26 protein-coding genes are annotated in these 26,170 nt (G+C 57.3%); 17 read left to right on the top strand and 9 right to left on the bottom strand.

Features of this window, described 5'->3' with window-relative positions; all coding sequences use genetic code 11:
• Window positions 1-255 precede the first annotated feature (255 nt).
• From ACWPM9_RS20190 to ACWPM9_RS20160, 7 genes are all read left to right on the top strand, one after another.
• Entirely contained in the window at window positions 256-1,344 is a 1,089-nt protein-coding gene (locus tag ACWPM9_RS20190; protein ID WP_484756307.1) for an ABC transporter ATP-binding protein, read from the top strand.
• A 36-nt stretch (window positions 1,345-1,380) separates the two neighbouring features.
• Window positions 1,381-2,667, top strand: a complete 1,287-nt coding sequence (locus ACWPM9_RS20185) for an ABC transporter substrate-binding protein (protein ID WP_484756306.1) — start codon at window positions 1,381-1,383, stop codon at window positions 2,665-2,667.
• Between the two features lie 151 nt (window positions 2,668-2,818).
• Window positions 2,819-3,724, top strand: coding sequence for an ABC transporter permease (locus ACWPM9_RS20180; RefSeq protein ID WP_428186399.1), 906 nt, complete (start codon window positions 2,819-2,821; stop codon window positions 3,722-3,724).
• A gap of 1 nt (window position 3,725) precedes the next feature.
• Entirely contained in the window at window positions 3,726-4,544 is an 819-nt protein-coding gene (locus ACWPM9_RS20175; RefSeq protein ID WP_428186398.1) for an ABC transporter permease, read from the top strand.
• Between the two features lie 8 nt (window positions 4,545-4,552).
• Window positions 4,553-5,296 carry an aspartate/glutamate racemase family protein gene (locus ACWPM9_RS20170; protein WP_484756305.1) on the top strand — a complete coding sequence of 248 codons (744 nt, stop codon included), beginning with the start codon at window positions 4,553-4,555 and terminating at the stop codon, window positions 5,294-5,296.
• Window positions 5,296-6,141, top strand: coding sequence for a GNAT family N-acetyltransferase (locus ACWPM9_RS20165; RefSeq protein ID WP_484756304.1), 846 nt, complete (start codon window positions 5,296-5,298; stop codon window positions 6,139-6,141). Before ACWPM9_RS20170 ends, ACWPM9_RS20165 begins: the two co-directional genes overlap by 1 nt.
• 104 nt (window positions 6,142-6,245) lie before the next feature.
• Complete coding sequence (locus ACWPM9_RS20160) at window positions 6,246-7,202, top strand: IS481 family transposase (protein ID WP_484755507.1); 957 nt, start codon at window positions 6,246-6,248, stop codon at window positions 7,200-7,202.
• Window positions 7,203-7,212: 10 nt separating this feature from the next.
• Here ACWPM9_RS20160 and ACWPM9_RS20155 read toward each other — a convergent pair whose 3' ends face one another.
• The 8 genes from ACWPM9_RS20155 to ACWPM9_RS20120 form a co-directional block, all read right to left on the bottom strand.
• Window positions 7,213-7,665, bottom strand: a complete 453-nt coding sequence (locus ACWPM9_RS20155; protein WP_484756303.1) for an SRPBCC family protein — start codon at window positions 7,663-7,665, stop codon at window positions 7,213-7,215.
• Between the two features lie 115 nt (window positions 7,666-7,780).
• A complete protein-coding gene (gene pncB, locus ACWPM9_RS20150) occupies window positions 7,781-9,085 on the bottom strand; it encodes a nicotinate phosphoribosyltransferase (protein WP_428186394.1) in 1,305 nt (434 codons plus the stop codon).
• Window positions 9,086-9,230: 145 nt separating this feature from the next.
• A complete protein-coding gene (locus ACWPM9_RS20145; RefSeq protein WP_484756302.1) occupies window positions 9,231-9,479 on the bottom strand; it encodes a hypothetical protein in 249 nt (82 codons plus the stop codon).
• Between the two features lie 109 nt (window positions 9,480-9,588).
• Complete coding sequence (locus ACWPM9_RS20140) at window positions 9,589-10,551, bottom strand: 2-hydroxyacid dehydrogenase (RefSeq protein ID WP_484756301.1); 963 nt, start codon at window positions 10,549-10,551, stop codon at window positions 9,589-9,591.
• Window positions 10,552-10,578: 27 nt separating this feature from the next.
• A complete protein-coding gene (locus ACWPM9_RS20135) occupies window positions 10,579-12,210 on the bottom strand; it encodes an ABC transporter ATP-binding protein (protein ID WP_484756300.1) in 1,632 nt (543 codons plus the stop codon).
• On the bottom strand, window positions 12,207-13,337 hold the full coding sequence (locus tag ACWPM9_RS20130) for an ABC transporter permease (protein WP_428186514.1): 1,131 nt from the start codon (window positions 13,335-13,337) through the stop codon (window positions 12,207-12,209). The genes ACWPM9_RS20135 and ACWPM9_RS20130 overlap by 4 nt, the downstream gene beginning before the upstream one ends.
• 10 nt (window positions 13,338-13,347) lie before the next feature.
• Window positions 13,348-14,442 carry a microcin C ABC transporter permease YejB gene (locus ACWPM9_RS20125; RefSeq protein ID WP_484756299.1) on the bottom strand — a complete coding sequence of 365 codons (1,095 nt, stop codon included), beginning with the start codon at window positions 14,440-14,442 and terminating at the stop codon, window positions 13,348-13,350.
• A 159-nt stretch (window positions 14,443-14,601) separates the two neighbouring features.
• Window positions 14,602-16,446 (bottom strand): extracellular solute-binding protein, encoded by a 1,845-nt coding sequence (locus ACWPM9_RS20120; protein ID WP_484756298.1) that lies wholly within the window; start codon window positions 16,444-16,446, stop codon window positions 14,602-14,604.
• A gap of 178 nt (window positions 16,447-16,624) precedes the next feature.
• Between ACWPM9_RS20120 and mepA the strand changes: the two genes are divergently transcribed.
• The 6 genes from mepA to ACWPM9_RS20090 all read left to right on the top strand — a co-directional run bounded on the left by mepA (window position 16,625) and on the right by ACWPM9_RS20090 (window position 22,587).
• Complete coding sequence (gene mepA, locus ACWPM9_RS20115; protein ID WP_484756297.1) at window positions 16,625-17,668, top strand: penicillin-insensitive murein endopeptidase; 1,044 nt, start codon at window positions 16,625-16,627, stop codon at window positions 17,666-17,668.
• 76 nt (window positions 17,669-17,744) lie between these two features.
• On the top strand, window positions 17,745-18,131 hold the full coding sequence (locus ACWPM9_RS20110) for a methylglyoxal synthase (protein ID WP_428186387.1): 387 nt from the start codon (window positions 17,745-17,747) through the stop codon (window positions 18,129-18,131).
• 36 nt (window positions 18,132-18,167) lie between these two features.
• Entirely contained in the window at window positions 18,168-19,193 is a 1,026-nt protein-coding gene (locus ACWPM9_RS20105; RefSeq protein WP_484756296.1) for a glucokinase, read from the top strand.
• A gap of 124 nt (window positions 19,194-19,317) precedes the next feature.
• Window positions 19,318-21,114: an ABC transporter ATP-binding protein gene (locus ACWPM9_RS20100; protein WP_428186385.1), complete on the top strand. Its 1,797-nt coding sequence runs from the start codon at window positions 19,318-19,320 to the stop codon at window positions 21,112-21,114.
• Complete coding sequence (gene dapB, locus ACWPM9_RS20095) at window positions 21,111-21,926, top strand: 4-hydroxy-tetrahydrodipicolinate reductase (RefSeq protein ID WP_484756295.1); 816 nt, start codon at window positions 21,111-21,113, stop codon at window positions 21,924-21,926. The genes ACWPM9_RS20100 and dapB overlap by 4 nt, the downstream gene beginning before the upstream one ends.
• A 25-nt stretch (window positions 21,927-21,951) precedes the next feature.
• On the top strand, window positions 21,952-22,587 hold the full coding sequence (locus ACWPM9_RS20090) for a 2,3-bisphosphoglycerate-dependent phosphoglycerate mutase (protein WP_428186383.1): 636 nt from the start codon (window positions 21,952-21,954) through the stop codon (window positions 22,585-22,587).
• Window positions 22,588-22,599: 12 nt separating this feature from the next.
• Here the strand turns inward: ACWPM9_RS20090 and phnF are convergent, their stop codons facing one another.
• Window positions 22,600-23,340 carry a phosphonate metabolism transcriptional regulator PhnF gene (gene phnF, locus ACWPM9_RS20085; RefSeq protein WP_484756294.1) on the bottom strand — a complete coding sequence of 247 codons (741 nt, stop codon included), beginning with the start codon at window positions 23,338-23,340 and terminating at the stop codon, window positions 22,600-22,602.
• An 85-nt stretch (window positions 23,341-23,425) separates the two neighbouring features.
• On the opposite strand from phnF, the gene phnG reads away from it, so the two are divergent.
• Genes phnG through fosX form a run of 4 tightly spaced genes read left to right on the top strand, consistent with a single transcriptional unit; the run spans window position 23,426 to window position 26,033 of the window.
• On the top strand, window positions 23,426-23,899 hold the full coding sequence (phnG, locus tag ACWPM9_RS20080; protein WP_484756293.1) for a phosphonate C-P lyase system protein PhnG: 474 nt from the start codon (window positions 23,426-23,428) through the stop codon (window positions 23,897-23,899).
• On the top strand, window positions 23,899-24,507 hold the full coding sequence (gene phnH / locus ACWPM9_RS20075) for a phosphonate C-P lyase system protein PhnH (protein ID WP_484756292.1): 609 nt from the start codon (window positions 23,899-23,901) through the stop codon (window positions 24,505-24,507). The genes phnG and phnH overlap by 1 nt, the downstream gene beginning before the upstream one ends.
• A gap of 3 nt (window positions 24,508-24,510) precedes the next feature.
• Window positions 24,511-25,623, top strand: coding sequence for a carbon-phosphorus lyase complex subunit (locus ACWPM9_RS20070; protein ID WP_484756291.1), 1,113 nt, complete (start codon window positions 24,511-24,513; stop codon window positions 25,621-25,623).
• Window positions 25,620-26,033 carry a FosX/FosE/FosI family fosfomycin resistance hydrolase gene (gene fosX, locus ACWPM9_RS20065; RefSeq protein WP_484756290.1) on the top strand — a complete coding sequence of 138 codons (414 nt, stop codon included), beginning with the start codon at window positions 25,620-25,622 and terminating at the stop codon, window positions 26,031-26,033. The genes ACWPM9_RS20070 and fosX overlap by 4 nt, the downstream gene beginning before the upstream one ends.
• Window positions 26,034-26,170 lie beyond the last annotated feature (137 nt).

Genomic DNA, 26,170 nt, shown 5'->3' with positions numbered 1-26,170 from the left:
AATCCGTTCCTGGCCCTTTCTAGCGCCAATGACGCGCAAAGAAAATATGAACGGAGCTCAATGAGGCAAAATGATTGTCAACAATTGACGATACCTTTCGTATGCAATCGCATAAAATTTATGCATGCACATCGGCTGTTAAAAAGTACGCATTCTACCCGAATACAAATAGATCATGAATCCAATAGCTTATCCTGCAGTGCACAAACTGGCACGCGGCATGCATGTAACTTTGCGTTGAAACAGGGTTCAGACATGACGAAAGCTGCCGAAATCGACATTGCCGCCGTTTCGAAAATATACGGAACAACGACCGCGGTGCACACGATCAGCCTGAAGATCCCGGCTGGAAGCTATTGTTGTCTGTTGGGGCCGTCCGGTTGCGGCAAGACGTCGACGCTCAGAATGATCGCCGGCCACGAAAGTGTCTCTCACGGTGACATCCTGCTGGGCGATACGATCGTCAATGATCTGCCGCCGGCCCAGCGCGGGACTGCGATGATGTTCCAGTCCTATGCGCTCTTTCCCCATCTTGATCTGATCGACAATGTTGCCTTCAGCTTGAAAATGAAGGGCGTAGAAAAGGATCAGCGGCGGCGTGAAGCAATGGAAATGCTCAAGCTCATGCAACTGGAGCCCTATGCGTCCCGTCGTCCGGCACAGTTGTCCGGTGGACAGCAGCAACGCGTCGCTCTGGCCCGCGCGCTTATCACCAGGCCTCAGGCCCTTTTGCTGGATGAGCCCTTGTCGGCACTCGACCCGTTTCTGAAGATCCAGATGCGCGCGGAGCTGAAGAAGCTTCAGACATCCCTCGGCATGACCTTTGTCCACGTCACCCACAGCCAGGAAGAGGCGATGGCATTGGCCGATCTGGTCGTGATCATGAACGACGGGCGCATTGAACAGGCGGCCAGCCCCCGCACGGTCTTTGAGAAGCCCGCCACCGCTTTCGTTGCCCGTTTCATGGGCACCCACAATGTCGTCTCGGGCCGGATCGTCGCTCGAAGTGACAATGGGATTACGGTGGAGGTGAATGGAGGAGGCCGGATTGTCGCTCCCGGCAAAGCCTCGCCATCCGAGCAGTCCGCAGACATCGCCATTCGCACCGATCATGTCCGCATCGGTGAAAGCACGGTCCCGGGTCTCGGCTTTTCCGGTTTCGTGTCCCTCGTCGAAGACCTCGGCGCCACGGTCAAGATTTCCGTCACCGGTGCCGGCATCGATGACTTCACCGTCATTCTGACGGATGCCGATTTTTTCGCAAAGCCGGTGAAGGTCGGCGATGCCGTGCCGCTTTCATGGTCGGAGGCGGATGCGATCATTCTTGGTCGCGTGAAGAAGTGAAGATCAAGACGAACAAACATAAAAGGAGAACAGCGCATGACTGAGACGAAGAAAACCAAGGGCATTTCCCGCCGCAACCTTTTGAAGACGGCATCCGCTGTTGCCGGCGTCGCCGCCGGCTCGGGTGTCATCACCGGTTTCCCGACTATCTGGGCCCAGAACCCGATCACATTGCGCCAGTTCGGCACGGGTGTTTCCAACATCAACGCCATCGCTGACAAGTGCAAGGAGGACCTTGGCATAACGCTTGAGATGACGGCAACGGATTCTGACGCTGCGGCCCAGCGTGCAGTCACCCAGCCGAATTCTTATGACATTGCCGACATCGAGTATTGGATCCTCAAGAAGGTTTATCCGACCGGTGTGATCCAGCCCATGGATGTCACCAAGCTCAAATATTACGACAAGGTCGTCCCGCTGTTTAAGAATGGCAAGCTCAAGGAAGACAGCGTCATCGCCCAGGGCACCGCGCCGCACACGGTCGGCTTTGTGGAAGCCCCGGGTGACAAGACATTTGCTGCCGGTGAGACTGGTTGGTTCACCATGATGCCGACCATCTACAATGCCGATACGCTCGGCATCCGCCCGGACCTCGTCGGCCGCGAGATCACTACCTGGGCCGATATCATGGACCCGGCGTTCAAGGGCAAGACCTCGATCCTCAATATCCCGTCGATCGGTATCATGGACGCTGCCATGATCATGGAGGCTATGGGCAACATTAAATACGCAGACAAGGGCAACATGACCAAGGAAGAAATCGATGCCACCATCGACTTCCTGATCAAGGCCAAGCAGGACGGCCAGTTCCGCGCCTTCTGGAAGTCCTTCGACGAATCCGTCAACCTGATGGCATCAGGTGAAGTCGTCATTCAATCCATGTGGTCGCCGGCCGTCGCTGCTGTTCGCTCCAAGGGCATCGCCTGCAAGTACCAGCCGCTCAAGGAAGGCTACCGCTCATGGGGCGGTGGTCTGGGTCTTGCATCGCACCTGTCGGGTGCCCAGCTCGATGCCGCCTATGAATATATCAACTGGTACACATCCGGCTGGGTCGGTGGCTATCTCAACCGTCAAGGCTATTACTCGGCCTGCATGGACACGGCCAAGGACCACATGAGCGCCAACGAATGGGGCTACTGGATCGAAGGCAAGCCAGCCTCAGACGATATTCTGTCACCCGAAGGCAAGGTCATGGAAAAAGCCGGTGCCGTGCGTGATGGCGGCTCGTTCGAAGAGCGCATGGGCCATGTTGCATGCTGGAACTCGGTGATGGACGAGGACCGCTACATGGTCCGCCGCTGGAACGAGTTCATCGCTGCGTAATATCTCGTTCCCCACGGGGAAGGGTGCCACGCGCCGTGGACGGCGGGCGTGGCGTGATCGGCCAAAGCTTGGCTTCTCCCCCGACGGGGGGGAAGCCGGCAGATCAGACGTGCGTCGCTTGCTGCGGCAGGAAATATAGCGAGGACAGATCATGACCACAGTGCGCTTCATCGGCGTCGGCGAGCAAAAGCCAAGGCGGCGGATCCGCATTCCCGGCTGGTTGACCTCCTATATCCAATCCACGCCCCTGGCACTGATCCTGGGCTTTTTTCTGCTGCTGCCGATCTTGCTGATCGGCGTCGTCAGCTTCTGGGACTACGATTTTGCCCAAATGTATCCCGATTTCGTGACCTTCAACTATGTTGAAACGCTGGGATCCTGGATCACCTGGAAGACCTATCTCAATACGTTGAAATTTGCCTTCATCGTCTGGGCGATTACGCTGTTTATCGGCTTTTGGGTCGCCTATTTCCTGGCCTTCCATATCCGCACCTCGACCATGCAAATGGTGATGTTTCTCATCTGCACGGTACCCTTCCTGACATCCAACATCATCCGCATGATTTCGTGGATACCGGTTCTGGGGCGCAACGGTCTGGTCAACAGCACGCTGGTAAACGCCGGCATCATCCCCAGGCCGATCGAATGGTTGCTCTATTCCGATTTTGCCGTCGTGCTGGCCATGGTGCATCTCTATACCCTGTTCATGGTCACGCCGATCTTCAACACGCTGATGCGGATCGACAAGGCGCTGATCGAGGCCGCGCGCGATGCCGGTGCGACCAGCTTCCAGATCCTGACCAATGTCATCATCCCGCTGGCAAAGCCGGGCATGGCCATTGGCACGATATTCGTCGTCACTCTGGTCATGGCGGACTTCTCAACCGTTCAGGTCATGTCGGGCGGACAAAGTGCCTCTGTGGCACTGATGATGAAGAACCAGATGTCTCTGCTGCAATATCCCGCGGCAGCGGCCAATGCTGTCGTTCTCCTCATTCTCGTGCTTTTGATGGTGGCAGCCATCCTGCGCGTGGTCGATATCCGAAAGGAACTCTGAGATGTATGGCGAGAAGCGCTCACGCGAATTCTATGTTCTGGCGGTATTCTTTACGATCTTCGTGCTGTTCCTTTACGGTCCGCTATCGGCGATCCTGATCCTGTCGTTTCAGGGGCCGAATGGGGGTCTCACCTTTCCGCTCAATGGCGTCTCTCTGCACTGGTTCGCCAACCTGTTTGAACGTCAGGCCGTCGGAGATTTCGGAGGCTCCTTTCGCCGCTCCTTTGCACTCGGCCTGATGGTCATGATCACCACCGTTGTCGTCTCTCTCCTGGCGGGCCTTGCCTTTCGCCGCAAGTTTCGCGGCGCATCGGCCCTGTTTTATCTCTCCGTCGCAAGCCTTGTCGTCCCGTCAATCATCATCTCGCTTGGCATCGGCGTCCTCTTCAGCCAGCTCGGTTGGCAACCTGCCTGGTATTCGTCCGGTTTCGGTGCCCATCTGACATGGACTTTGCCTTTCGGCGTCCTGATCATGTTTGCAATCTTCAATCGGTTCTCGCCAAGCTATGAGGAAGCCGCACGCGACCTGGGCGCAACCTCCTGGCAGACATTCATCCATGTCGTCCTGCCAATGATCACGCCAAGCCTGATCGGCGTCGGCCTGTTCGGCTTCACTCTGTCTTATGATGAATTTGCCCGTACGCTGCTGACCTCCGGCACCTACAACACGCTACCGCTTGAAATCTACGGCATGACGACGAATGTCACCACGCCGGTTCTCTATGCACTCGGCACCGTCACCACGCTCTTTTCCTTCATTGTCATTGGCGGCACGCTGGGGCTGATCGTCTATCTGAACCGCCGCCGTGCGCGCGGGTGAGGACTGACATGGATCTGCTAGTCGTAAATCCGAACACCACAAAGAGCATGACGGCGACAATTGCGGATGCGGCTGATCGCGTGCGAAATCCCTCGACAAGGGTAACGTCCGTCACGTCCTCAATGGGGCCCGTCTCGATCGAAGGTTATTACGACGAGGTCTTTGCGGTTCCAGGTCTTCTTCTCGAGATAGCCAAGGGTGAGCGACAAGGCGCGCAAGCCGCAATCATCGCCTGTTTCGACGATACCGGGCTGGATGCGGCGCGCGCTATGGCGAATATCCCGGTAGTGGGAATCTGTGAGGCGGCATTGGCGACAGCTGCCTTTATCGCCCAGCGGTTTACAATTGTCACAACCATGGAACGCTCCCGCCTACCGCTCGAACATCTCGTTCAACGCTACGGTATGACAGGGCGTTGCAATGTGCGTGCCGCCGATATTCCAGTGCTATCGCTGGAGGATCCGCAGTCGAATGCGCGAGACAGGCTACGAAACGAAATCGATGCGGCGCTTCGCGAAGACAGGGCTGAGGCAATCGTGCTGGGCTGCGCCGGAATGGCGGATCTCTCCATCGAGCTTCGAAAGGAGTTCGGCGTGCCGGTCATCGATGGCGTTGCCGCTGCCGTCAAGCAGGCAGAAGCGCTCGTCGCCCTTGGCCTTTCGACGGCAAAGCGTGGTGCCTATGCAAGTCCGGTGCGCAAGACCTATAGTGGTGCTCTCCGAGACTTTGCGCCTGACATACTGGTTGGATAATGACCGAAAAAATTGAGGTTCGTGTCGCCGACGCGGATGAAGTTGCTGAGCTTTTGCGCTGGGCAGGAACCGAAGGCTGGAACCCGGGCTTGGGCGATGCCGAAGCATTCCGTGCGGCCGACCCTCAAGGATTTCTCGGCTCATTTGTTGATGGTAGACTCGCCGCCGGTATCTCCTCCATCCGCTATGGCGAATGCTTCGGCTTCATCGGCCTGTATATCTGCCATCCGGACTTCAGGGGCAGGGGCCTTGGTATGAGGGTCTGGAATGAAGGAATGGAACGGCTCGCTGAGCGTACTATAGGTCTGGATGGAGTGCCGGCCCAGCAAGCCAACTATTCAGCCATGGGTTTCAACACGGCCTATACCACCGCACGCTGGAGCGGTCGGTCCCAGACGACACATCCGCAGAACTTGGAAGGCGTCGTTCCATTCCAGGCAGCGATGGCCAATGCAGTTGAAGCCTTTGACCGGCGGTTCTTTCCGGGACCACGCAGGCATTTTCTGGATGCCTGGCTTTTGCCACCGCATCGGACGTTCCTCGTGGAAATCGGTGGTCAGCTGCGTGGCTATGCGGTGTTGCGGCAATGTCTGAACGGGTACAAGCTAGGCCCGCTTTTCGCCGAGGACATTGATATAGCGATCCGCCTTTTCAACGCCTGTCACTCGATATCCAAAGGCGCTGAATTGCATCTGGATGTGCCAGATCGTCAAATTCAGTTTAGCCAATTTCTCGCAAGTGTCGGCTTTACCAGAGGTTTCGAGACCGCCCGCATGTATCGCGGAGCAGCCCCGGTAATCGAGCAAAAGGGTGTTTTTGCGATAACGTCCCTGGAACTCGGTTAAACGCCTGTTTCGCGCTCTAGATGTGAGCTTTCAGGAGGTTGTCCATTCGGAGCGGATTTAGGAGACTGGAGTTACCACACCTCAGACCTCCAGGATCGCTCCGAATGAACATCCACAAGAATGCCCGACTGACGCCGCTCCGTCGAGAAGAAATGGCTGCCGCTGTTCTTGGCGGCAGGCTGTCGAAAGCGCAGGCCGCGCGGGTCTATCGTGTTTCACCGAAAATCGTTTCTCGCTGGACGGAACGCTTCAAGGCATCGGGCCTGGCGGCAATGATGGATCGTTCGTCGCGTCCTGCCAGTAGCCCGCGACAGACGGACGGAAGTGTTGTCGAACGTATCCTCTATCTTCGTAGACAACGTCTGACCGGCAAGCACATCGCCATGGAAACCGGCGTGTCTCCTGCTACCGTCAGCCGCGTTCTCAGGCGGGCTGGTCTATCCCGGATGAAGGATATCGATCCAGCCGAACCTGTGGTCCGCTACGAATATGCCGAACCGGGCGGCCTGATCCATCTCGACATCAAGCGCCTTGGCCGTTTCGATCGTGTCGGCCACAGGATCACAGGCGACAGGACCAAGCAGAGCAACTCGCGCGGTGTCGGCTGGGAATATGTCCATGTCTGCATCGACGATGCCTCGCGCATCGCTTTCACAGACATCTTCCCGGATGAAAAAGCCGTCAGCGCCATCGCCTTCCTCAAAGCTGCCGTTGCCTATTATGAAAGTCTTGGCGTCACGGTCACGCGCGTGATGACCGACAACGGGTCCTGCTATGTCGCCAAGGAGTTTGCCAAGGCCTGCAAGGCGCTTGGCCTGAAGCACATTCGAACCAGACCCTATACGCCAAAAACCAACGGCAAGGCCGAACGCTTCATTCAGACCGCCTTGCGGGAGTGGGCGTATGCACGAGCCTATCCCTCGTCAGCAATCCGGAAAACGCATCTGCCAAACTGGACCCACATGTACAATTGGCATCGCCCTCACGGCGCACTAAAATCAAAAACACCAATCAGTCGCCTCGGCCTGCCCCGAGACAACCTGTTGAGGTTCCACATCTAGAGATGGTTCCTCATGCTTCTGGGTTGCCCACCAGAGCACTGAACCTCGAGAAAAACTCGCCAGCAAGCTTCTTTGACGTCGAATCGATAAGCCGGCTACCGAGTTGCGCGATTTTGCCGCCCACTTCAGCCTTCACGGTATAGGTCAGGATAGTGGCGCCGGGGCCGTCTTCTGCAAGAGCAACATCTGCACTGCCTTTGGCAAATCCGGCAATGCCGCCCTTGCCTTCACCGGCGATGGTATAGGAATGGGGTGGATTGAGGTTCTGCAATTCAACGGCCCCGTCGAACTTGGCCTTGATCGGCCCGATCTTCAAGACAACCTTCGCCGCCATGGTTGATTCCGACGTTTTCTCGAGATTTTCGCATCCCGGAATGGCTTGGCGCAGGATTTCGGGATCGTTCAAACCCGTCCACACTATTCCAATCGGCGCCTCGATACGCTCGCTGCCGTTCATATCCATTGTTTTTCCTCCCTCGACGTCATCGGCCTGACTTTCCGCCAAATCCATTAGACGAGCCGCATTGTTTCACTGCCATCGGAGAATAGGCAAGCGATAAACGTGCCGAGGAGAGATGCTAGACGAAGACTGGTTGATCGACGCGGTCGTCGGAGCCAAAAAACTTGATGTAGCGCTCGACTTCGGCCGGATCGCCTGTCGCCTTGCGGGGATTGTCAGACAGTTTGACTGCTGGTCGGCCGTTGGCTTCCGATACCTTGCAGACGATCGAAATCGGGTTGAGGCTTGCCATTTCCTGCGGTGCGCAGCCGACGAAGTCATTGGTGAGGTTCGTGCCCCAGCCAAAGCTCATGCGTACCCGGCCTTCGAAATGTTTGTAGGTATCGATGATCGCATCGACATCCAGGCCATCGGAAAAGATCAGCAGCTTCTGACGGGGGTCGCGTCCCATCTTCTTCCACCAGTCGATGATCTTTTCACCACCCTCGATCGGTGGAGCGCTGTCGGGACGGAAACCGGTCCAGTCGGCAATCCATTCAGGCGCATTGCGAAGAAAGGAGGCTGTGCCAAAGGCATCGGGCAACACGATCAACAGGTTGCCACCGTAAAGTTGGTTCCAGTCTTTCAATACGTCATAAGGAGCAGCTGCAAGCTCCGCATCCGTACGCGCAAGCGCTGCCGAAACCATCGGCAGTTCATGGGCATTGGTTCCGACGGCCTCAAGGTCTGAGTCCATGGCAAGCAACACATTGCTCGTGCCGGTAAATGCCGGCCCGATGCCTTCCTTCAGCGCCTCGACGCACCACCGCTGCCACAGGAAGCTGTGACGACGGCGCGTACCGAAATCGGAAATTCGAAGCCCTGGCAAATCCTTCAGACGTTCAACCTTCGCCCACATCTTGGCTTTCGCGCGCGCATAGAGAACATCGAGCGTAAAGAAGCCCAGCGAGCGCATGGCAGCGCGGCTGCGCAACTCATTGATGATCGCCAGGACTGGAATTTCCCACAGCGTGGTTTCCATCCATTTGCCATGGAAGCGCAGCTCGTACTGACCGTCGTGGCGGGTAAGCTCATAGTCGGGGAGCTGTAGATTGGATAGCCAGTTGAGAAACTCCGGCTCGAAGATTTGCGAGCGACCATAGAAGGTATTACCGGCAAGCCAGATCATTTCCTTCTTTGTCAGTCTCAAGGTGCGCACATGATCGAGCTGCTCACGCAGCTCCTGCTCGTCGATTTCATCCGCCAGGCGAACTGTCTTTGTACGGTTGGTGACCTCGAACGTGGTGTCCACCGTCGGGTAGAGCTTCCAGATCATCTGCAGCATCAGAAGCTTGTAGAAATCCGTGTCGATCAGACTGCGGATAATAGGATCCAGCTTCCAGGTGTGGTTGAAGACGCGGCGTGCAATATCGGTTTTCGTCATCGTATTCGCCGCCCGTCTTGCTTTCTCATGCATTTATGACCGACCCAAACGCATGCGGGCGGCCCATCGGTCGCCCGTTATCGAAAAATATCGAAGCAAAGTCCATAGCGCGATCGCAACGATGCGTCAGGGCAAATTGCAGCCGTCAATTAGCGTCACCCGGCTCAACTGTACTGGCAGCGGACGGTTGATTAATGGAGCCTGAGTCATCGGGAACCTGCGACTGTCCCCACCATTCCGCCGGAACCCAGATCAGCATGGCTATGGCCAAGCCGGCCAGAAGCACGATCAGAACCCGACGCCCGCGCCGAGCCTGACGAGCGTCGACCGCCGAAAGCGGCTCCTCTCGTTGTTCATCACGGCCGTGGATTGGATCGTCGTTATGGCTGACCATATGCGTCTCCTTCAATGTCCTATTTCTGCTCAATGCCCATTGCGGGGCATAAGCAAACTCAAAGGAAAAACGGTAGGCTGACGCTATTGTTCCGAATGTCGCAAAACGCTCAATAACCGGCCTCCCTGTCGACCACATGTTCAAGCGGCTCGCCGCGCTCATAGCGGGCAATCTGTTCTTCGACATGGACGAAAAGAGCGCGAACATCGGATGACGCCGCCGCGTGCGGCGTGATGATCACATTCTCGATGTCCCAGAGGGGGCTCTCGGCTGGCAGCGGTTCGGCTCCAAACACATCGATCGAGGCACCGCCCAGAACGCCATTTTCCAGCGCAAAAATGATGTCAGCTTCAATCTGGCTGCCGCCACGACCGGCGTTCATGAAAACGGGCTTGCCGAGCGCGCCACCTTGCTTGAGCTTTGCAAACAGTGAGCGGTTATAGAACCCTCTCGTCTCTTCGGTGAGGGGCAACAAGCCGACGAGAAAATCGGTGTGTGCGAGAAACGCGTCCAGACCATCTGAATCGAATGTTTCTATGCCGTCGATATCTTTCTTCCCGCGTGACCAGCCGATGACGTTGAAGCCCATGGCCTTCAGCTTTCTTGCAGCATCAATGCCGAGGGCACCGAGACCCATGACACCGACTGTGACGTCGCAAGCTTCCGGCTGCCCGTCGAGTTCATGAAAAACATGCTCGCGTTGCTGCTTGCTATAGGTTGTCACCTGCCGAAGGTGAGACAGGCATTGAAGCACTACCCATTCGCTCATCCGGTCGGTGAGGCTGCGATCGACAAAGCGGACGATTGGAAGGTCGGGCAGTTCATATGCCGTCAGGATATGGTCGACGCCGGCACCGCCTGAAAAAATCACCTTGAGGTTCGGCATCTTCTCGAAAAGTCTCTGATCGGGCTTCCAGACGACGGCGTAGTCCACGTTGGAGAGATCGCGACCTTGATTGGCCTCGTCGGCCATGTTGATGACGTCGCGCTCTGCGAATGCAGACTGCAGAGCTTCAGAAACCGAGTTCGGTGTAAATTTCAGATCAATGACAATGGAACTCGGCGCGGACATGCGGCCTCCTGGTCGATACGGGATAAATTATTGGCTGATGCCGTCAATCTCGACGGCTTTGATGTCAAAGGCAGCGGCCATCAGAGCGCGGGTATATTCCGCCTTGGGCGTTGAGAAGATCTCTGAAGACGGCCCTTGTTCCACCACCTTGCCCATCCGCATCACGATCACTTCGTTTGCGAGCGCGCGGACGACCTTCAGATCGTGGCTGATGAACAGGTAGGCGAGGTCATGCTTCGCCTGCAGATCGCGCAACAGATCGACAACCTGCGCCTGCACACTCATGTCAAGCGCTGAGGTTGGCTCGTCAAGCATCACGAAACGGGGTTTCAGCACCATGGCACGCGCAATGGCGATGCGCTGCCGCTGACCGCCGGAAAACTCATGCGGATAGCGCCAGCGGGTGGACGTATCCAGGCCGACCTCGTCGAGTGCCCAACAGACGCGCTGATCGCGCTCGGCAAAGCTCAGGCGCGGCTCATGGACCTTCAATCCCTCCGCAATGATTTCCCCCACGGACATGCGCGGGCTGAGCGAGCCATAGGGATCCTGGAAGACCACCTGTAGCCGGTCGCGCAGTGGTAGCATTTCCTTGTAGGCGAAGGAGCCGATGTCGTGGCCGAGGAATGTGATACGCCCTTTGGAAGAGATTAGGCGGGCAAGGGCAAGGCCGAGTGTCGTCTTGCCCGAGCCGGATTCGCCAACCACGCCGAGCGTCTCGCCGGCTCGAAGCTCCAGATCGATGCCGTCAACGGCTTTGACATGGTCGGTGACCTTGCGCAGCAAGCCTGTCTTGATCGGAAACCAGACCCGCACATCCTCTGCGCGCATGACGACAGGTTTTGTTTCGTCAGCCAATGGCGGTTCGCCGCGTGGCTCCGATGCCAGCAGATGTCTTGTGTATTCGTGCTGCGGATTGGCGAAGATCTCCTCAACGGGACCACTCTCAACGATCTTGCCCTTCGTCATGACGCAAACGCGGTCGGCAAACTTGCGCACGATGCCGAGATCATGGGTGATGAACAGCATCGACATCCCGTGCTCGCCCTTGAGCTGGCGCAGCAGTTCCAGGATCTGGGCCTGCACGGTCACATCGAGCGCAGTCGTCGGCTCGTCTGCGATCAAGAGTTTCGGCCGGTTTGCCAGTGCCATTGCAATCATCACACGTTGGCGTTGTCCGCCGGACAACTCGTGCGGATAGGCTTTGAGGCGTTTTTCCGGCTCGCGGATTCCGACTTGGAGCAACAATTCGAGAATGCGTGCTCGCGCCACCGGCCCCGCGAGACCCTGATGAAGGAGGAGGATTTCGCCAATCTGCTTTTCGATGGAATGCAGCGGATTGAGCGAGGTCATCGGCTCCTGAAAGATCATCGTGATGGCGTTGCCACGGATCTGGCGAAGCTCGGGCTCCTTGATCCGCATCATGTCGCTGCCCTCGAACGAGATTTCGCCCGAAGGGTGGCTGGCCGATGGATAGGGCAGGAGCTTGAGGATCGAGTTGGCTGTGACAGATTTGCCAGAGCCGGATTCTCCGACCAGTGCCAGCACTTCGCCCGGACAAATGTCGAACGACACGCGATCGACAGCCGTCGTCGTTGTCCCCCCCTGTTCGAAGGCGACTGAAAGGTCCTTGACGGAAAGAAGCGGTGTCTTGCTCATTTGAAGGCCTTCCTCGGGTCGAAGGCGTCGCGCACCGCCTCGCCGACGAAAATGAGGAGCGAGAGCATGATCGACATGGTGAAGAAGGCCGTGAGCCCCAGCCAAGGAGCCTGCAGATTGCTTTTGCCCTGAGCAATCAACTCACCGAGCGACGGCGACCCGGGTGGCATGCCGAAGCCAAGAAAGTCGAGCGAGGTAAGCGTCGTGATCGAACCCGACAGGATGAACGGCAGGAAGGTCAGAGTGGCCACCATCGCATTGGGCAGCAGGTGACGATACATGATCGTCCAATTGCCGACACCGAGCGCGCGTGCCGCATTCACATATTCAAAATTTCGGGCGCGCAAAAATTCTGCCCGGACGATGCCGACAAAACTGACCCACGAAAACAGCAGCATGATGCCCAGCAGAATAAAGAATCCGGGCGGCAGGATCGCTGCGATGATCAGCAGGATGTAGAGCACCGGCATCGACGACCAGATCTCGATGAAGCGCTGCATCAAGAGGTCGGTCAGCCCACCGAAATAGCCCTGCATGGCGCCGGCTGTGACGCCGATAAAGGCCGAGGCGATGGTGAGAATAAGCCCGAACAGCACCGAAATCCGGAAACCATAAATCATGCGCGCCGTCACATCGCGGGCCTGATCGTCGGTTCCCAGCCAGTTCAGGTTTCCAACCACGCAGTCAGGATCGTCAACCCCCTCAGGATAGCCGGAACAACGTTCTGTCTTGTCCATCAGCCAGAAGGGCGCAGTCGGTGCGGAATGCGGGATGTTGGAATTTACCGTGCGGTATGAATAGCGGATGGGCGGCCACACCATCCATCCATTGGCTTCGATCTCGTCGCGGATAAAGGGCGAGCGATAATCGGTGACGGCCAGAAAACCGCCGAATTTTTCTTCCGGATAGTCGACCACCACCGGAAACAGGATTTCTCCGTGATAGGAAACGATCAGCGGCTTGTCATTGGCAATGAACTCGGCAAACAGGCTAAGACCAAACAAGACAAGAAAGATCCAGAACGACCAATAGCCACGCCGATTGGCCTTGAAGTTGGCAAGCCTGCGCCGATTGATGGGAGAAAGCCACATTTTACGCGGCGGTTTCTGTCCTGCGACCGTATCCATTCCCACCATCTCAGACATCCCTGCGCTCGAAATCGATGCGGGGATCGATCCAGGTGTAAATGAGATCGGAGACAAGGCTGACGACAAGGCCCATCAGCGAGAAGATATAGAGGGTGCCGAACACGACCGGATAATCGCGGTTCACGACCGAAAGGTAGCCGAGACGACCGAGGCCATCGAGCGAGAATATGTTTTCGATCAAAAGCGAACCGGTGAAGAAGGCGGAGATGAATGCCCCTGGAAATCCGGCGATCACGATCAGCATGGCATTGCGGAAGACGTGGCCATAGAGCACCTGCCGCTGGTTCAGACCTTTGGCCTTGGCGGTCACGACATACTGCTTCTTGATCTCCTCGATGAATGAGTTCTTGGTCAGCAGCGTCGTGGTTGCAAAGGCCGATAACGACAACGCGATCAGGGGCAGGGTCAGGTGCCAGAAGTAGTCGATGATCTTTTCCCACCACGACAGACTGGCAAAATTGTCCGAGGTCAGGCCGCGCAATGGAAACCAGTCGAAAAATGAGCCGCCAGCAAACAGCACGATCAGCAGGATGCCGAACAGGAAGCTCGGCACCGCGTAGCCGATAACGATGATCGCAGACGTCCACACATCGAAGGTCGATCCGTCCTGCATCGCCTTCTTGATGCCAAGCGGAACCGAGATTGCGTAGGAAATGATCATAATCCAGATCCCGAGCGAAATCGAAACTGGCATCTTGTCCAAAATGAGATCGATGACCGAAGTATTGCGGAAGAAGCTCTCGCCGAAATCGAAGCGGATGTAATTGCCCATCATCTCCAGAAAACGCGTCAGTGGCGGCTTGTCGAACCCGAATTGTTTTTCGAGCTTTGCGATCAAATCGGGATCAAGACCCTGAGCGCCCCGATATCTGGAGTTCAGATCTTCCGCGCCCATCTGGCTGCCCAAAGCATCACCACCGCCAGACAGCCTCTGGTCGGCGCTGTCGCCCTGACCGGTGAGCTGCGCGATGACCTGTTCCACAGGGCCGCCGGGTGCAAACTGGATGACCAGAAAGGAAATGCCCATAATGCCGACCATTGTCGGGATCATCAAAAGCAAACGCCGAAGAATATAGGCGCCCATTAGACGAGGCTCCCCGAGACGTTGCCATCAAGCCCAAGGCTGGTGCGCCGAAAAGCGCTCAATCCGCATTCTCCAGTCATATGATGCCCGCCTCATTCAGGCAGGTCTGATTCGTGTCGCACATTGGTATCTGCTTGAGCTTGTGACGCAAGCCCCCGCCTATTGAGCGTCCGGTTTGACCCACCAGATATCCGGAAACCCAGTCGCATACGTTGGCAGTTCTGCTGGGTGAGCAAGCTTGCTCCAGTAGGCAATCTTGGCCTCACCGGAGTAAAACAGGGGGATCACATAATGATGCGCAAGCAGTACCCGGTCGAGCGCCCTCACGGCTGCGACTTGTTCATCTCTGTTGGGCGCAAATGTGATCATCTTGATCAGCTTGTCGACGGCTGGATCTGAAATCCCGGCATAATTGCGCGAGCCGTGCCGATCCACCGATTCCGATCCCCAGTAATTGCTTTGCTCATTCCCCGGATTCATGGTCTGGCCCCAGACCACCCAGATCATGTCGTAGTCGAAATCGCGGATTCGATTGATATATTGCGATGAGTCGACTGTCCTGACGCGCGCGTCGATGCCGATTTTTCTGAGGCTGTTTGTATAGGGCAAAACCGAACGTTCAAGCGAAGGACTGCTGAGCAGGATCTCGAAACTCATCGGCTTGCCGGTCTTGGTATTGACCATCTGGGTGCCCTTGAGTTCCCAGCCGGCCTCCTTGAAAAGCGCAATCGCCTTCCGAAAATTGTCCCGCACCTTTTGCGGGTCACCGGCGACGGGGTTCTTGTAAGGTGTCGTGAAAACCTCCGGCGGAACCTCATCCTTGAGGTTTTCCAGGATCTCCAGTTCGCGGCCTTCCGGCAGCCCCGACGAGGCAAGCTCGGTGCCCCAGAAGAAACTGTCGACGCGCTTCAAACCGTTATAGGCAAGGTTCTTGTTCAGGTCCTCGAAATCGAATGCATAGTTCAGTGCGTCCCTGACGCGCGCATCCTTGAAGAGATCGCGCCGCATATTCGGCACCATGGCCTGCATGATGCCGGTCGCGCGGAAGGGATTGGGAAGCGCCTCGCGGATGACACGCCCATCCTTCACGGCATCGAATTCGTAGCGGGTTGCCCAACGGCTTGAGCTGTTTTCCTGATAATAGTCGATATTGCCGGCGCGAAACGCTTCGAACTCCACTTCAGGATCTGAAAAATAGGTGTAGGTGATCGCGCCGATATTGTTATGGCCTACATTGACCGCGAGGTCCTTGCCCCAATAGTCGTCACGCTGTTCATATCGCAGGATAGATCCCGGTTTGACTGAGGCGAGCTTGTAAGGGCCGGACCCCATCAGCGGTTCCAGTGTGGTGCGGGAGATGTCCCGTTGTTTGCCATCGGCATCTTTGGCTTCCCACCAGTGCTTGGGAACAATCGGAAAGTCTCCGACGATCAATGGCAGTTCCCGATTGTTCTTCTCGTCGAAGGTGAATTTCACCTCATTCGCACCGCTCTTCTCGGCTGATACGACATGGCGATAATAGTCGGAAAACAGTGCGCTATGTTCTTTCGCGTTATTGAAGCTGAAGACAATATCATCCGGCGTTACCGGCTCACCATCAGCCCATTTCGCTTGCTCGCGCAGCTTGAATGTCACGGACGACACGTCCGCTGGGAAGGAAAAGGACTCGGCAAGCAGGCCGTATGAGACGTTAATCTCATCTTGGGAGGGCACCAGAAGTGTCTCGAACACATTTGATGTCCCGGTTCCGGGCGTACCCCGGTCGATCAGCGGATTGAGGTTGTCGAAAGTGCCTTCCTCTGAAAGCCTGAGTTCGCCGCCCTTCGGCGCCGTTGGATTTACATAGTCGAAATGTGCAAAACCATCAGGATATTTGGGTGCCGCAAGGAGTCCGTAGGAATGGCGAAATGGAGCGTCTGGTTCCTGAGCCGAAACGATGCCTGGCGCAGCACCCAGCGCCATAAGTGGCAAAACCAGAAGCAGTCCCATTCGAGACAGAGCCATATTCAAATCCCTGTGTGTTGTTTTTATTCGTGACACAAGGATAGGCAAAACTTTGACAAAATACAGCCACGCATCGCCTGTATCCGCCTTATCAATTCACGATCCGGTCATTTCGCGGTAATTTGCGTGCAAATCGGTGGGCAAAGACCGAAAGTCCGCAATCAGGAGCATTTCAGGTATGGCAGCGAAGATATCCCGGACTTGGGCAGGCGCATTGGCCGCTATTGTCGCCATGATTGCGATGAACCCTCCGGCTTTCGCGGACGGCAAGCCCGCCAAAGCATTGTTCGGCGCCGAAAAACTGCCAACGCAAGCCTCGCCCTCATCCTTTGGATTCTATTCCAAGGGCTGTGTTGCCGGAGCCGTGGCTATTCCGACCGACGGTCCGACCTGGCAAGCGATGCGGCTGTCGCGCAACCGTCGCTGGGGCCACCCCGAACTGATCGCATTGCTGGAGAGGCTGTCGCAGGATGGCGCCAAATATGACGGATGGCCGGGGCTGTTGCTGGGCGATATTTCGCAACCACGCGGCGGACCCATGGTATCGGGACACGCCTCCCATCAAGTGGGACTCGACGCCGATATCTGGCTGACACCGATGCCGCCACGAACCTTGACTGCGAATGAGCGTGAGACGATTTCGGCAACCTCGATGTTGAAGAAAAATGCGCGACTGACCGTCGATGATCGAATCTGGACGCCGGCCCATGCCCGCATTATCATGCGGGCTGCAAGCTATCCTCAGGTCGAGCGCATTTTCGTCAATCCGTCGATCAAGAAGAAGCTTTGCCAGACATGGACGGGCGACCGCAGCAATCTCGGCAAGGTGCGCCCCTATTACGGCCACGATTACCATTTCCATGTGCGGATCAAATGTCCCGAAGGATCTCCCGGTTGCAAGCCCCAGGCGGCAGTCCCGGCAGGCGATGGTTGCGGTAAGCCGCTTGCCTGGTGGTATAGCGATGAGCCCTGGGCTCCAGCGAAAAAAGATCCAAACGCAAAGCCAGCTCCCAAGCCAAAGCCGATGCAGGTTTCCGATTTGCCAAAGGCCTGCTCGGTCGTGCTTGAGGGTAAGGCAGCCTCCAGCGAGGCTGCCGCAACGTTCGGGGGCGGATCGGGTATGGTTTCCTACTCGGCTTCATCGTCTCCCGCAGATGCACAATACGACGTGACGTTGCCCGCCGTGGTCCCGCTGCCGCTGCCGCGCCCGATGCAGCAATGACGACGCGCCACCGCTTTTCAATCAGGTCTGATCTGATATAGAAGGCACTCAAATCGATTTAAAAGGTATGGGGCCAATGTCATCATCCGCTGCCGAGAAACGCTGTGTCGCGCTGATCGCGCATGATCAGAAAAAGGATGATCTCGCCGATTTTGCGCGCCGTCATGAAGCCAGATTTGCCGGTTGGCGCATCGTTGCGACAGGCACGACAGGTGGTCGCATCAAGGATGCCTGCCCCTCCCTCGATGTGACCCGCATGAAAAGCGGCCCTTTGGGTGGCGACCAGCAGATCGGGGCGTTGATCGCCAACGGCGAAATCGAGTTGTTGATCTTCTTTGTCGATCCGCTGACCCCGATGCCGCATGACGTCGATGTGAAAGCCTTGATGCGCCTGGCGACGGTCTACGACATCCCCATGGCGCTCAATCGTGCCTCCGCAGAATTGATGATGAACGTCGTTTGATCCCAGAAACCGAAATCACCGCCAAGAGTACCGGCCATGCCCATGCAACATGATAACGAACAGCCGACGTTTCCGATCCTGATTGGCGACATCGGTGGAACGAATGCCAGGTTCTCGATCCTGATCGATGCCTATGCCGAGCCGACGCAATTTCCAAATGTGCGCACGGCCGATTTCGCCACGATCGATGAAGCGATTCAGGTGGGTGTGCTGGACAAGACCTCCTTGCAACCCCGCTCGGCCATTCTGGCGGTTGCGGGCCCCATTCGGGGCGATGAGATTCCGCTCACAAATTGCGACTGGATCGTTCGCCCGAAGCAGATGATTTCCGGTCTTGGCTTCGAAAATGTGCTGGTCGTCAACGATTTCGAAGCGCAGGCTCTGGCAATTGCCACGATGCCTGATGAATACCGCGAGCCAATTGGCGAAAACGTCACCGGCAAGCAAGCCTCTCGTGTCGTTCTGGGGCCAGGTACGGGACTTGGAGTCGCCGGTCTTGTTTATGCACAACACCGCTGGTTTCCCGTTCCGGGCGAGGGCGGGCATGTGGATGTGGGGCCGCGAAGCAGACGGGATTTCCAGATCTTTCCCTATCTGATTGCCATCGAGGGTCGCATTGCGGCCGAGCAGTTGTTGTGTGGCCGAGGCCTCGTCAACATTTATCAGGCGGTCTGCAAGGCCAATGGTGAGGAGCCGACATGGACCGATCCAGCGGACGTCACCGGCCATGGTCTGGCAGGAACGGATCGCAACGCGGAAGAGACCCTGTCACTTTTTGTCACCTATCTTGGCCGCCTTGCCGGAGACATGGCGCTGGTCTTCATGGCCCGAGGCGGCGTTTATCTTTCGGGCGGTATTTCACAGAAGATCATACCGGCTTTGAAGAAACCGGAATTTCGAGCCGCTTTTGAAGACAAAGCCCCCCATTCCGCCATGATGCGCACGATTCCGACTTTCGTGGTCACGCATCCGCTGGCCGCATTGTCCGGCTTGGCGGCCTATGCCCGAACGCCATCCGACTTCGGTTTGGCTGTAGACGGGCGTCGATGGACCCGTGCGTGAATATCAGCCTCTGCTGTTTTCTATGGTCAAAGCCCATGTGACGGTTTATAGAGCCGCGTGTTTTGCCCTGGCAGACCGGTCGTGAAATATTGTGAAGGAACAGCTCTTGAAACCCGATAGAAAAATGGGAAAGTCGTTGGACTCCCAGGGTATCAGCGTCGTTCTGAAGCGCGTCATTGCAGAAAATGGCCGCGATCACTGGAAGTCCTATGCGGTGGCGATTGTCTGCCTTGCCACAGTGGCCGGCACAACGGCATTTACCGCATGGATCATGGAAAGCGTGGTCAACGAGGCATTCGCCAACCAACGTGCAGACATTGTCTGGATGATTTGTGCGGGCATCCTCGGGGCATTTATCCTGCGCGGCTTTGCCAGCTACGGCCAGGCCGTAACCTTGGCCAAGATCGGCAACAATATCGTCGCCCGTTATCAGCGTCGGCTCTTCAACCATTTGATGACCTTGTCTGTCGGCTATTTCAGCGAGGCGCGCTCCTCGCATCTTGCGGCGCAGATCAGTCAGAATATCTCCGGCATTCGTGACGTGCTAAATCTGACAGTGACGTCGATGGCGCGCGATTTGCTGACGCTCGTCGCACTTGTTGGCGTCATGGTGGCCAAGGATCCTGTGCTGAGCGTAATCGTCTTCGTGGTTGCGCCGCCGATGCTTCTCGCCCTGCGCTATATCTCCAGGCGCCTTCGTCAGGCCACCCGCGACTCCGTGATGTATAACAGCCGTGTACTTGGCGCGATGCAGGAAACGGTGCAGGGAATAGCCATCGTCAAAGCCTTCACGATGGAAAAGGAGCTGACCCGTAACGTGGATGGGATCATCTCCACGGCCGAACGCCAGTCCAACCGGATCACGCGCCTGTCCGAACGTACCTCGCCGATCACCGAAACATTTGCCGGGTTTGCGATCTCCAGCGTGCTTGCCTACGCAGCCTTCCGCTCGATCTATGGCGGCGTCATGCCGGGAGCGTTCTTTTCCTTTATCGCGGCGTTGCTTATGGCCTATGAGCCAGCAAAGCGTCTGGCAAAGCTGCAGATCTCGATGGAACGTGCGGTCGTGAATGCCCGGATGATCTATGAAATCCTCGACATGGAGCCCCATCAGCGTGACAAGGACGGTGCGGCAGATCTCGTGGTCGACCAGGCGCGCATCGAATTCAAGGGCGTCAGGTTCGCCTATTCCAGCGGCGATGATGTCCTGAAGGGCGTCGACTTTGTCGCTGAGGGTGGCAAGACCACGGCATTGGTTGGGCCATCCGGGGCCGGCAAGTCGACGATCATCACATTGATCCCGCGCTTTTACGATCCGAAGGGTGGCGAGATCCTGATCGATGGTCAGAACATTGCTGATGTCACCAAGTCGTCTTTGCGTCAGCATCTGGCCTACGTCTCCCAGCAGCCTTACTTGTTTGAAGGCACCATTCGCGACAACATCCGCTACGGCCGCCAGGAGGCAACCGACGCTGAGATCGAAGCGGCGGCCAAGCAAGCCTATGCCCATGATTTCATCCTGGCGCAGCCGCAAGGTTACGATACGCCCGTTGGCGAAAATGGCGTGACGTTATCCGGTGGCCAGCGTCAGCGATTGTCCATCGCGCGTGCACTGGTGCGTAATGCTCCGATCCTGCTTCTGGATGAGGCAACCTCTGCACTCGATACAGAATCAGAAGCCGCGGTGCAGAAAGCACTGGACGAGGCCATGGCCGGCAGAACGGTCGTCGTCATCGCCCACCGTCTTTCGACAGTGGTCAAGGCGGATAAGATCGTCGTCATGGAAAACGGCCTGGTGGTGGAGCAGGGTGCCCATGGCGAACTTGCGCAGCGCGAGGGCGGGCTCTACGCTCGACTGAACAATATGCAGGACACGGCAGTCGGCAATAAATTACTATTGGGAGAAGAGGCCAGTTCATGAGTGAAGCGATGAAGCTCGTCGTGGTCGGTGCATCGGGTCGCATGGGTCAGGCGCTGATCCGGATCATTCATGAGACGGATGGCGCGGTCGTTCACGCCGCCATCGAACGTCCCGGTGCAAGCTGCCTCGGCCAGGATGCTGGCGAACTCGCCGGCCTCGGTCCCATTGGCGTGAAAATTACGGATGATCCATTGTCCGCCTTCGTCGCTGCTGATGGCGTGGTCGATTTCACCGTGCCGGCTGCGAGCACGGAGTTTGCCGCCCTTGCCGCCCAGGCCCGCATTGTCCATGTGATCGGCACCACCGGCTGTCATCCTGACGATGATGCCAAGTTTTCGGCCGCTTCGCGCCATGCCCGCATCGTCAAATCCGGCAATATGAGCCTCGGCGTCAATCTACTCTCGGTCCTCGTCAAGCAGGCTGCCAAAGCCCTTGATGCCGCCGGCTGGGACATTGAGGTCGTCGAGATGCACCACAAGCACAAGGTCGATGCACCGTCCGGTACCGCGCTTCTGCTCGGTCAGGCCGCAGCCGAAGGTCGTGCGATCGATCTGTCGGACAATTCGGTCCGCGTTCGCGACGGCCATACCGGCCCGCGCGAAGAAGGATCGATCGGTTTTGCCACCCTGCGCGGCGGCTCCGTCGTCGGTGATCATTCCGTCATTCTGGCCGGCGAAGGAGAAATGGTGACCTTGTCCCATTCCGCCGGCGATCGGACGATCTTTGCCCGCGGTGCCGTGAAGGCGGCTTTGTGGGCGCGCGATAAAAAGCCCGGACTTTATTCCATGCTCGACGTGCTCGGGCTTTCCTAACTCATCCCTGCGGAGGATTATTGATATGAGCGGTACCCTCGTTCTCGTTCGACACGGCCAAAGCGAATGGAATCTCAAGAACCTCTTTACCGGTTGGCGTGATCCGGGCCTCACCGAGCTCGGAGTTCAGGAAGCCAATGCCGGCGGCAAGGCACTTGCAGATTACGGCATCAAGTTTGACGTGGCCTATACGTCTGTACTTTCGCGTGCGCAGAGAACTTGCCAAATCATCCTCGACAATGTCGGTCAGCCTGATCTGGAAACCATCCGCGATGAAGCACTGAACGAGCGCGATTACGGCGATCTGTCCGGTCTCAACAAGGATGATGCCCGCGAAAAATGGGGTGAGGAGCAGGTTCACATCTGGCGCCGGTCCTATGACGTCCCCCCACCCGGTGGCGAAAGCCTGCGTGACACCGGTGCACGTGTCTGGCCCTATTTCATGACCGACATTCTTCCGCGCGTCCTGCGTGGCGAAAAGCTGCTTGTGGCAGCCCATGGGAATTCCCTGCGGGCATTGGTGATGGTGCTGGACCGCATGACCAAGGAAGAGATCCTCAAGCTCAATCTCGCGACCGGCGTGCCCATGGTTTACAAGCTGAACGCTGATTCGACGGTCGCTTCCAAGGAAGTGCTGGGCGACATGTCAGCCGCACACTGAAGTTTTTTGCGATCACCCGCTGCTGACGGTCAATTGCACGCGATCGGCAGGAAAGCGGGTGATCGAATACTGGACTGGTCGGCCTTCGAGGTCGGCATTGCTCGCCTTTGTCACCAATGCGATCGCGCCCGGTGACAGTTTCAACAGGCTGGCGTCCCCGGCATCCGCATGGGTTGCCGAAATTTCCGTATTTTGCCGCACATAGTCCATCAGGCCGCAAATCGCGAAGGCTTCGGTGATCGACCCTGTCTTGCCATAGGCTTCATCGATACCGGCGAAGCGAGGCAGCGGAAACCAGCTTGTCGATACGGATACAGGTCGGCGATCGGCTTTCCTGACCGTCTCAATCCGTAGAACATCGGTCTTGACATTGATTTGTAGTGCTGTCGCGATCTCTGCACGCGCAGGCTCGACACCGGATGCCAGCAGCAGTCCCTCAAGATCGCTGGCCTGAGCGCCAATTCCAGCCGTAAAGCGCGTTCGCCGCGAGATCGGAAAGCTGATGCGCTGACGATCTTCAATCAGCGTTCCACGACCTTGAACGGCGCGGACAATTCCCTCCTGCCCCAGTGCAGCAAGGGCGCTTCTAATGGTGTGCCGATTGACGCCGAAGGTGTCTGCCAGAACCGTTTCGGGCGGCACCATGCCCGTTGTGTCATAGTCGCCTTCTACAATGGATGTGCGGATACGGTCGGCGATCTGTCGCCAAAGGGCCACGCCGCTTTGCCGCTGCACGCGATTTGCATCCGTCATGTCACACTCTTGTCATTCTGAAAAAGTACATCAATAGTATGTTGTACGGTTGTCTATATTAATAGACATTTAGAGGCAAGTGAAAATGAACTCAGCAGTCAAGAGTGACGGCGTTGAAGCGGAACGGGCGCACAAGCGAGCCTGTGATCTTCTCGCCAACGCCACCATGAGTGAACTTCAGCAGGCATGGGCTGCCCATGAGCCCAAGCCCGATGTCACGCCGCTGCGTGGCCCCGAGACCGGTCTGGTCATGGTTCGCGGTCGGATTGGCGGCGGAGGCGATCCCTTCAATCTGGGAGAGATTACCGTCAGTCGTGCGTCGGTGCGGCTGGACTGTGGTTCGGTTGGTCATGGGCAAACGCTTGGGACCAGTCGTGAAAAATCCCGACTGGCCGCCATCTTCGATGCTCTCTGGCAAAGGCCGGACCTGCAAGAAGAGATAGAGCGCAAATTGCTGCTCCCTGTCGCCGAGAGACTGGCCGCGGAAGATCGGAAAAAAGCGGACGAGACAGCGGCAACGCGCGTCGATTTCTTCACCATGGTTCGCGGAGAAGACTGATGGATTTGAAGGCAGATGCCCTGACCGGGGGCTTTTCCGAGCCGGTCTTCCATGCCCAGAGCGTCTTCCGAATGTTGATGGACTGCATGGCTCGCCCTGGCAAGATAGAGACCATCACTCCTGAGATCGCGCCGCCTATGCCGCTGGGCGCGGCGGCTGGTGCTGTGGCTCTGTCACTTTGCGATCACGACACGCCTGTCTGGCTCACATCGGGTTTGTCAAAATCGACCGCAGGGGAATGGATCCGCTTTCACACCGGCGCAGCGCTCACACGTGAAAAATCTGAGGCGCGCTTTGCCTTCATGGAAGCCGGCGCCGCACTCACACCATTTGGTCTTTTTGCAGCAGGCAGTCAGGAATATCCGGATCGCTCCACCACGCTGGTTATCGAGGTGGCCAAGCTCGACGGAGGTCAAAGCCTAATTCTGACCGGTCCGGGTATCAAAGAAACGACCGTGATTGCACCGCGCGGTCTTCCGGACATGTTCCTGCGCCAATGGGGCGAAAACCGCACGCTCTTTCCGCGCGGCATCGATGTTGTGCTGACGTCCGGGCGCAGTTTCCTTTGCTTGCCCCGGACCTGCAAGATGACCGTCAGGGAGAATTGAAGGATGTATGTAGCTGTAAAAGGCGGCGAGGCGGCAATCGAAAATGCCCATCGTCTTCTGGCCGACCGCCGTCGTGGAGACCGCTCGCTCCCGGCCCTCACCATTGATCAGGTCATTGAACAACTGGGTCTGGCCGTGGACCGCGTGATGGCCGAAGCCTCGCTTCACGATCGCCGTCTGGCAGCCCTTGCCGTCCGTCAGGCGAGGGGGGACATGATCGAGGCAATCTTCCTGTTGCGGGCCTACCGCACCACACTGCCGCGTTTCGGTTATTCCAGACCCATCGACACCGGTACGATGTTTGTGGAGCGCCGTGTTTCGGCAACCTACAAGGACCTGCCGGGCGGCCAGCTTCTGGGCCCGACATTCGACTATACCCACCGGCTTCTCGATCCCGCACTTCTGGAAGACGAAGAGGTGCCAGCCGGCGCAATGCGGCCGACAGACGCGGAACCCGTCATGCGGGTTTCCGAGATCCTCGCGCAGGAAGGCTTGATCGAGGCGGATGGAACGATGCCGGAAGAGCATGTGCCGGGTGATATCACCCGCGAACCGCTGGAATTCCCCATGGCGCGGGACATCAGGCTCCAGGCACTCGCGCGCGGCGATGAAGGCTTTCTGCTGTCGCTCGCCTATTCCACCCAGCGGGGTTACGGCCGCTCACACCCCTTCGTGGGTGAAGTTCGCATAGGAGAGGTTGAGGTGGAACTGGACGTTGCAGAGCTCGGCTTTTCCGTGTCGCTTGGTCGTATCCGTGTCACCGAATGCCAGATGGTCAATCAGTTCAAGGGGTCCTCCAAGGCACCGCCTCAGTTTACCCGCGGATATGGTCTGGTCTTTGGCCAGAGCGAGCGCAAGGCCATGGCCATGTCGCTGGTCGATCGCGCCTTGAGAGCAGGGGAGTTTGGCGAAGATATCGTGGCGCCCGCGCAGGACGAGGAATTCGTGATTTCCCACTCCGACAATGTGCAGGCCACAGGCTTCGTCGAGCATCTGAAACTGCCACATTACGTGGATTTCCAGGCTGAACTCGATCTCGTGCGCCGCATGCGCCGCGAACACGATGCGCGCCAAAGACCGGCGGATGACGGGGAACGGGCAGAGGCCGCGGAATGATCGAGGGTCTGTCGCATATTACCCTGATCGTTCGGGATCTCGACAGCATGGGCCAGATCCCGGAACAGGTTCTGGGCGCAAAGGAAGTCTACCGCAGCGGGGAGAAGCAGTTCTCGCTCTCACCGGAGCGTTTCTATCTGGTGGGAGAAATCTGGGTCGCCGTGATGGTCGGCGAGGTTTTGGCGGAGCGCACGTATAATCACATAGCGTCCAAGGTGCCGGATGATGCGCTTGACGGCTATTTGGCCCGCATCGAAGCGCTTGGCCTGGACGTCAAGCCATCGCGTTCACGCGTAGAGGGTGAAGGCCGGTCGATTTATTTCTACGACCACGACAATCACCTGTTCGAACTCCATAGCGGCACGCTCGATGAGCGGCTGGCGCGCTATGCGCGGGAGGTCGCAGCGTGACGGGATTTGTATTTTTACTTCCGGCTGAAGGCATACCAGCCGGCGCTTCCGATCGTGCTGACAATCATGACACCCATGACGAGGGTAAGAATGGTTGCGATATGCATGGCGTAAATCTCCTTTTGCATTGGGATAAC

Source organism: Agrobacterium sp. H141 (assembly GCF_057158725.1).
The sequence above is the reverse complement of the archived record's forward strand: the minus strand, read 5'-3'. Positions and strand labels throughout refer to the sequence as shown.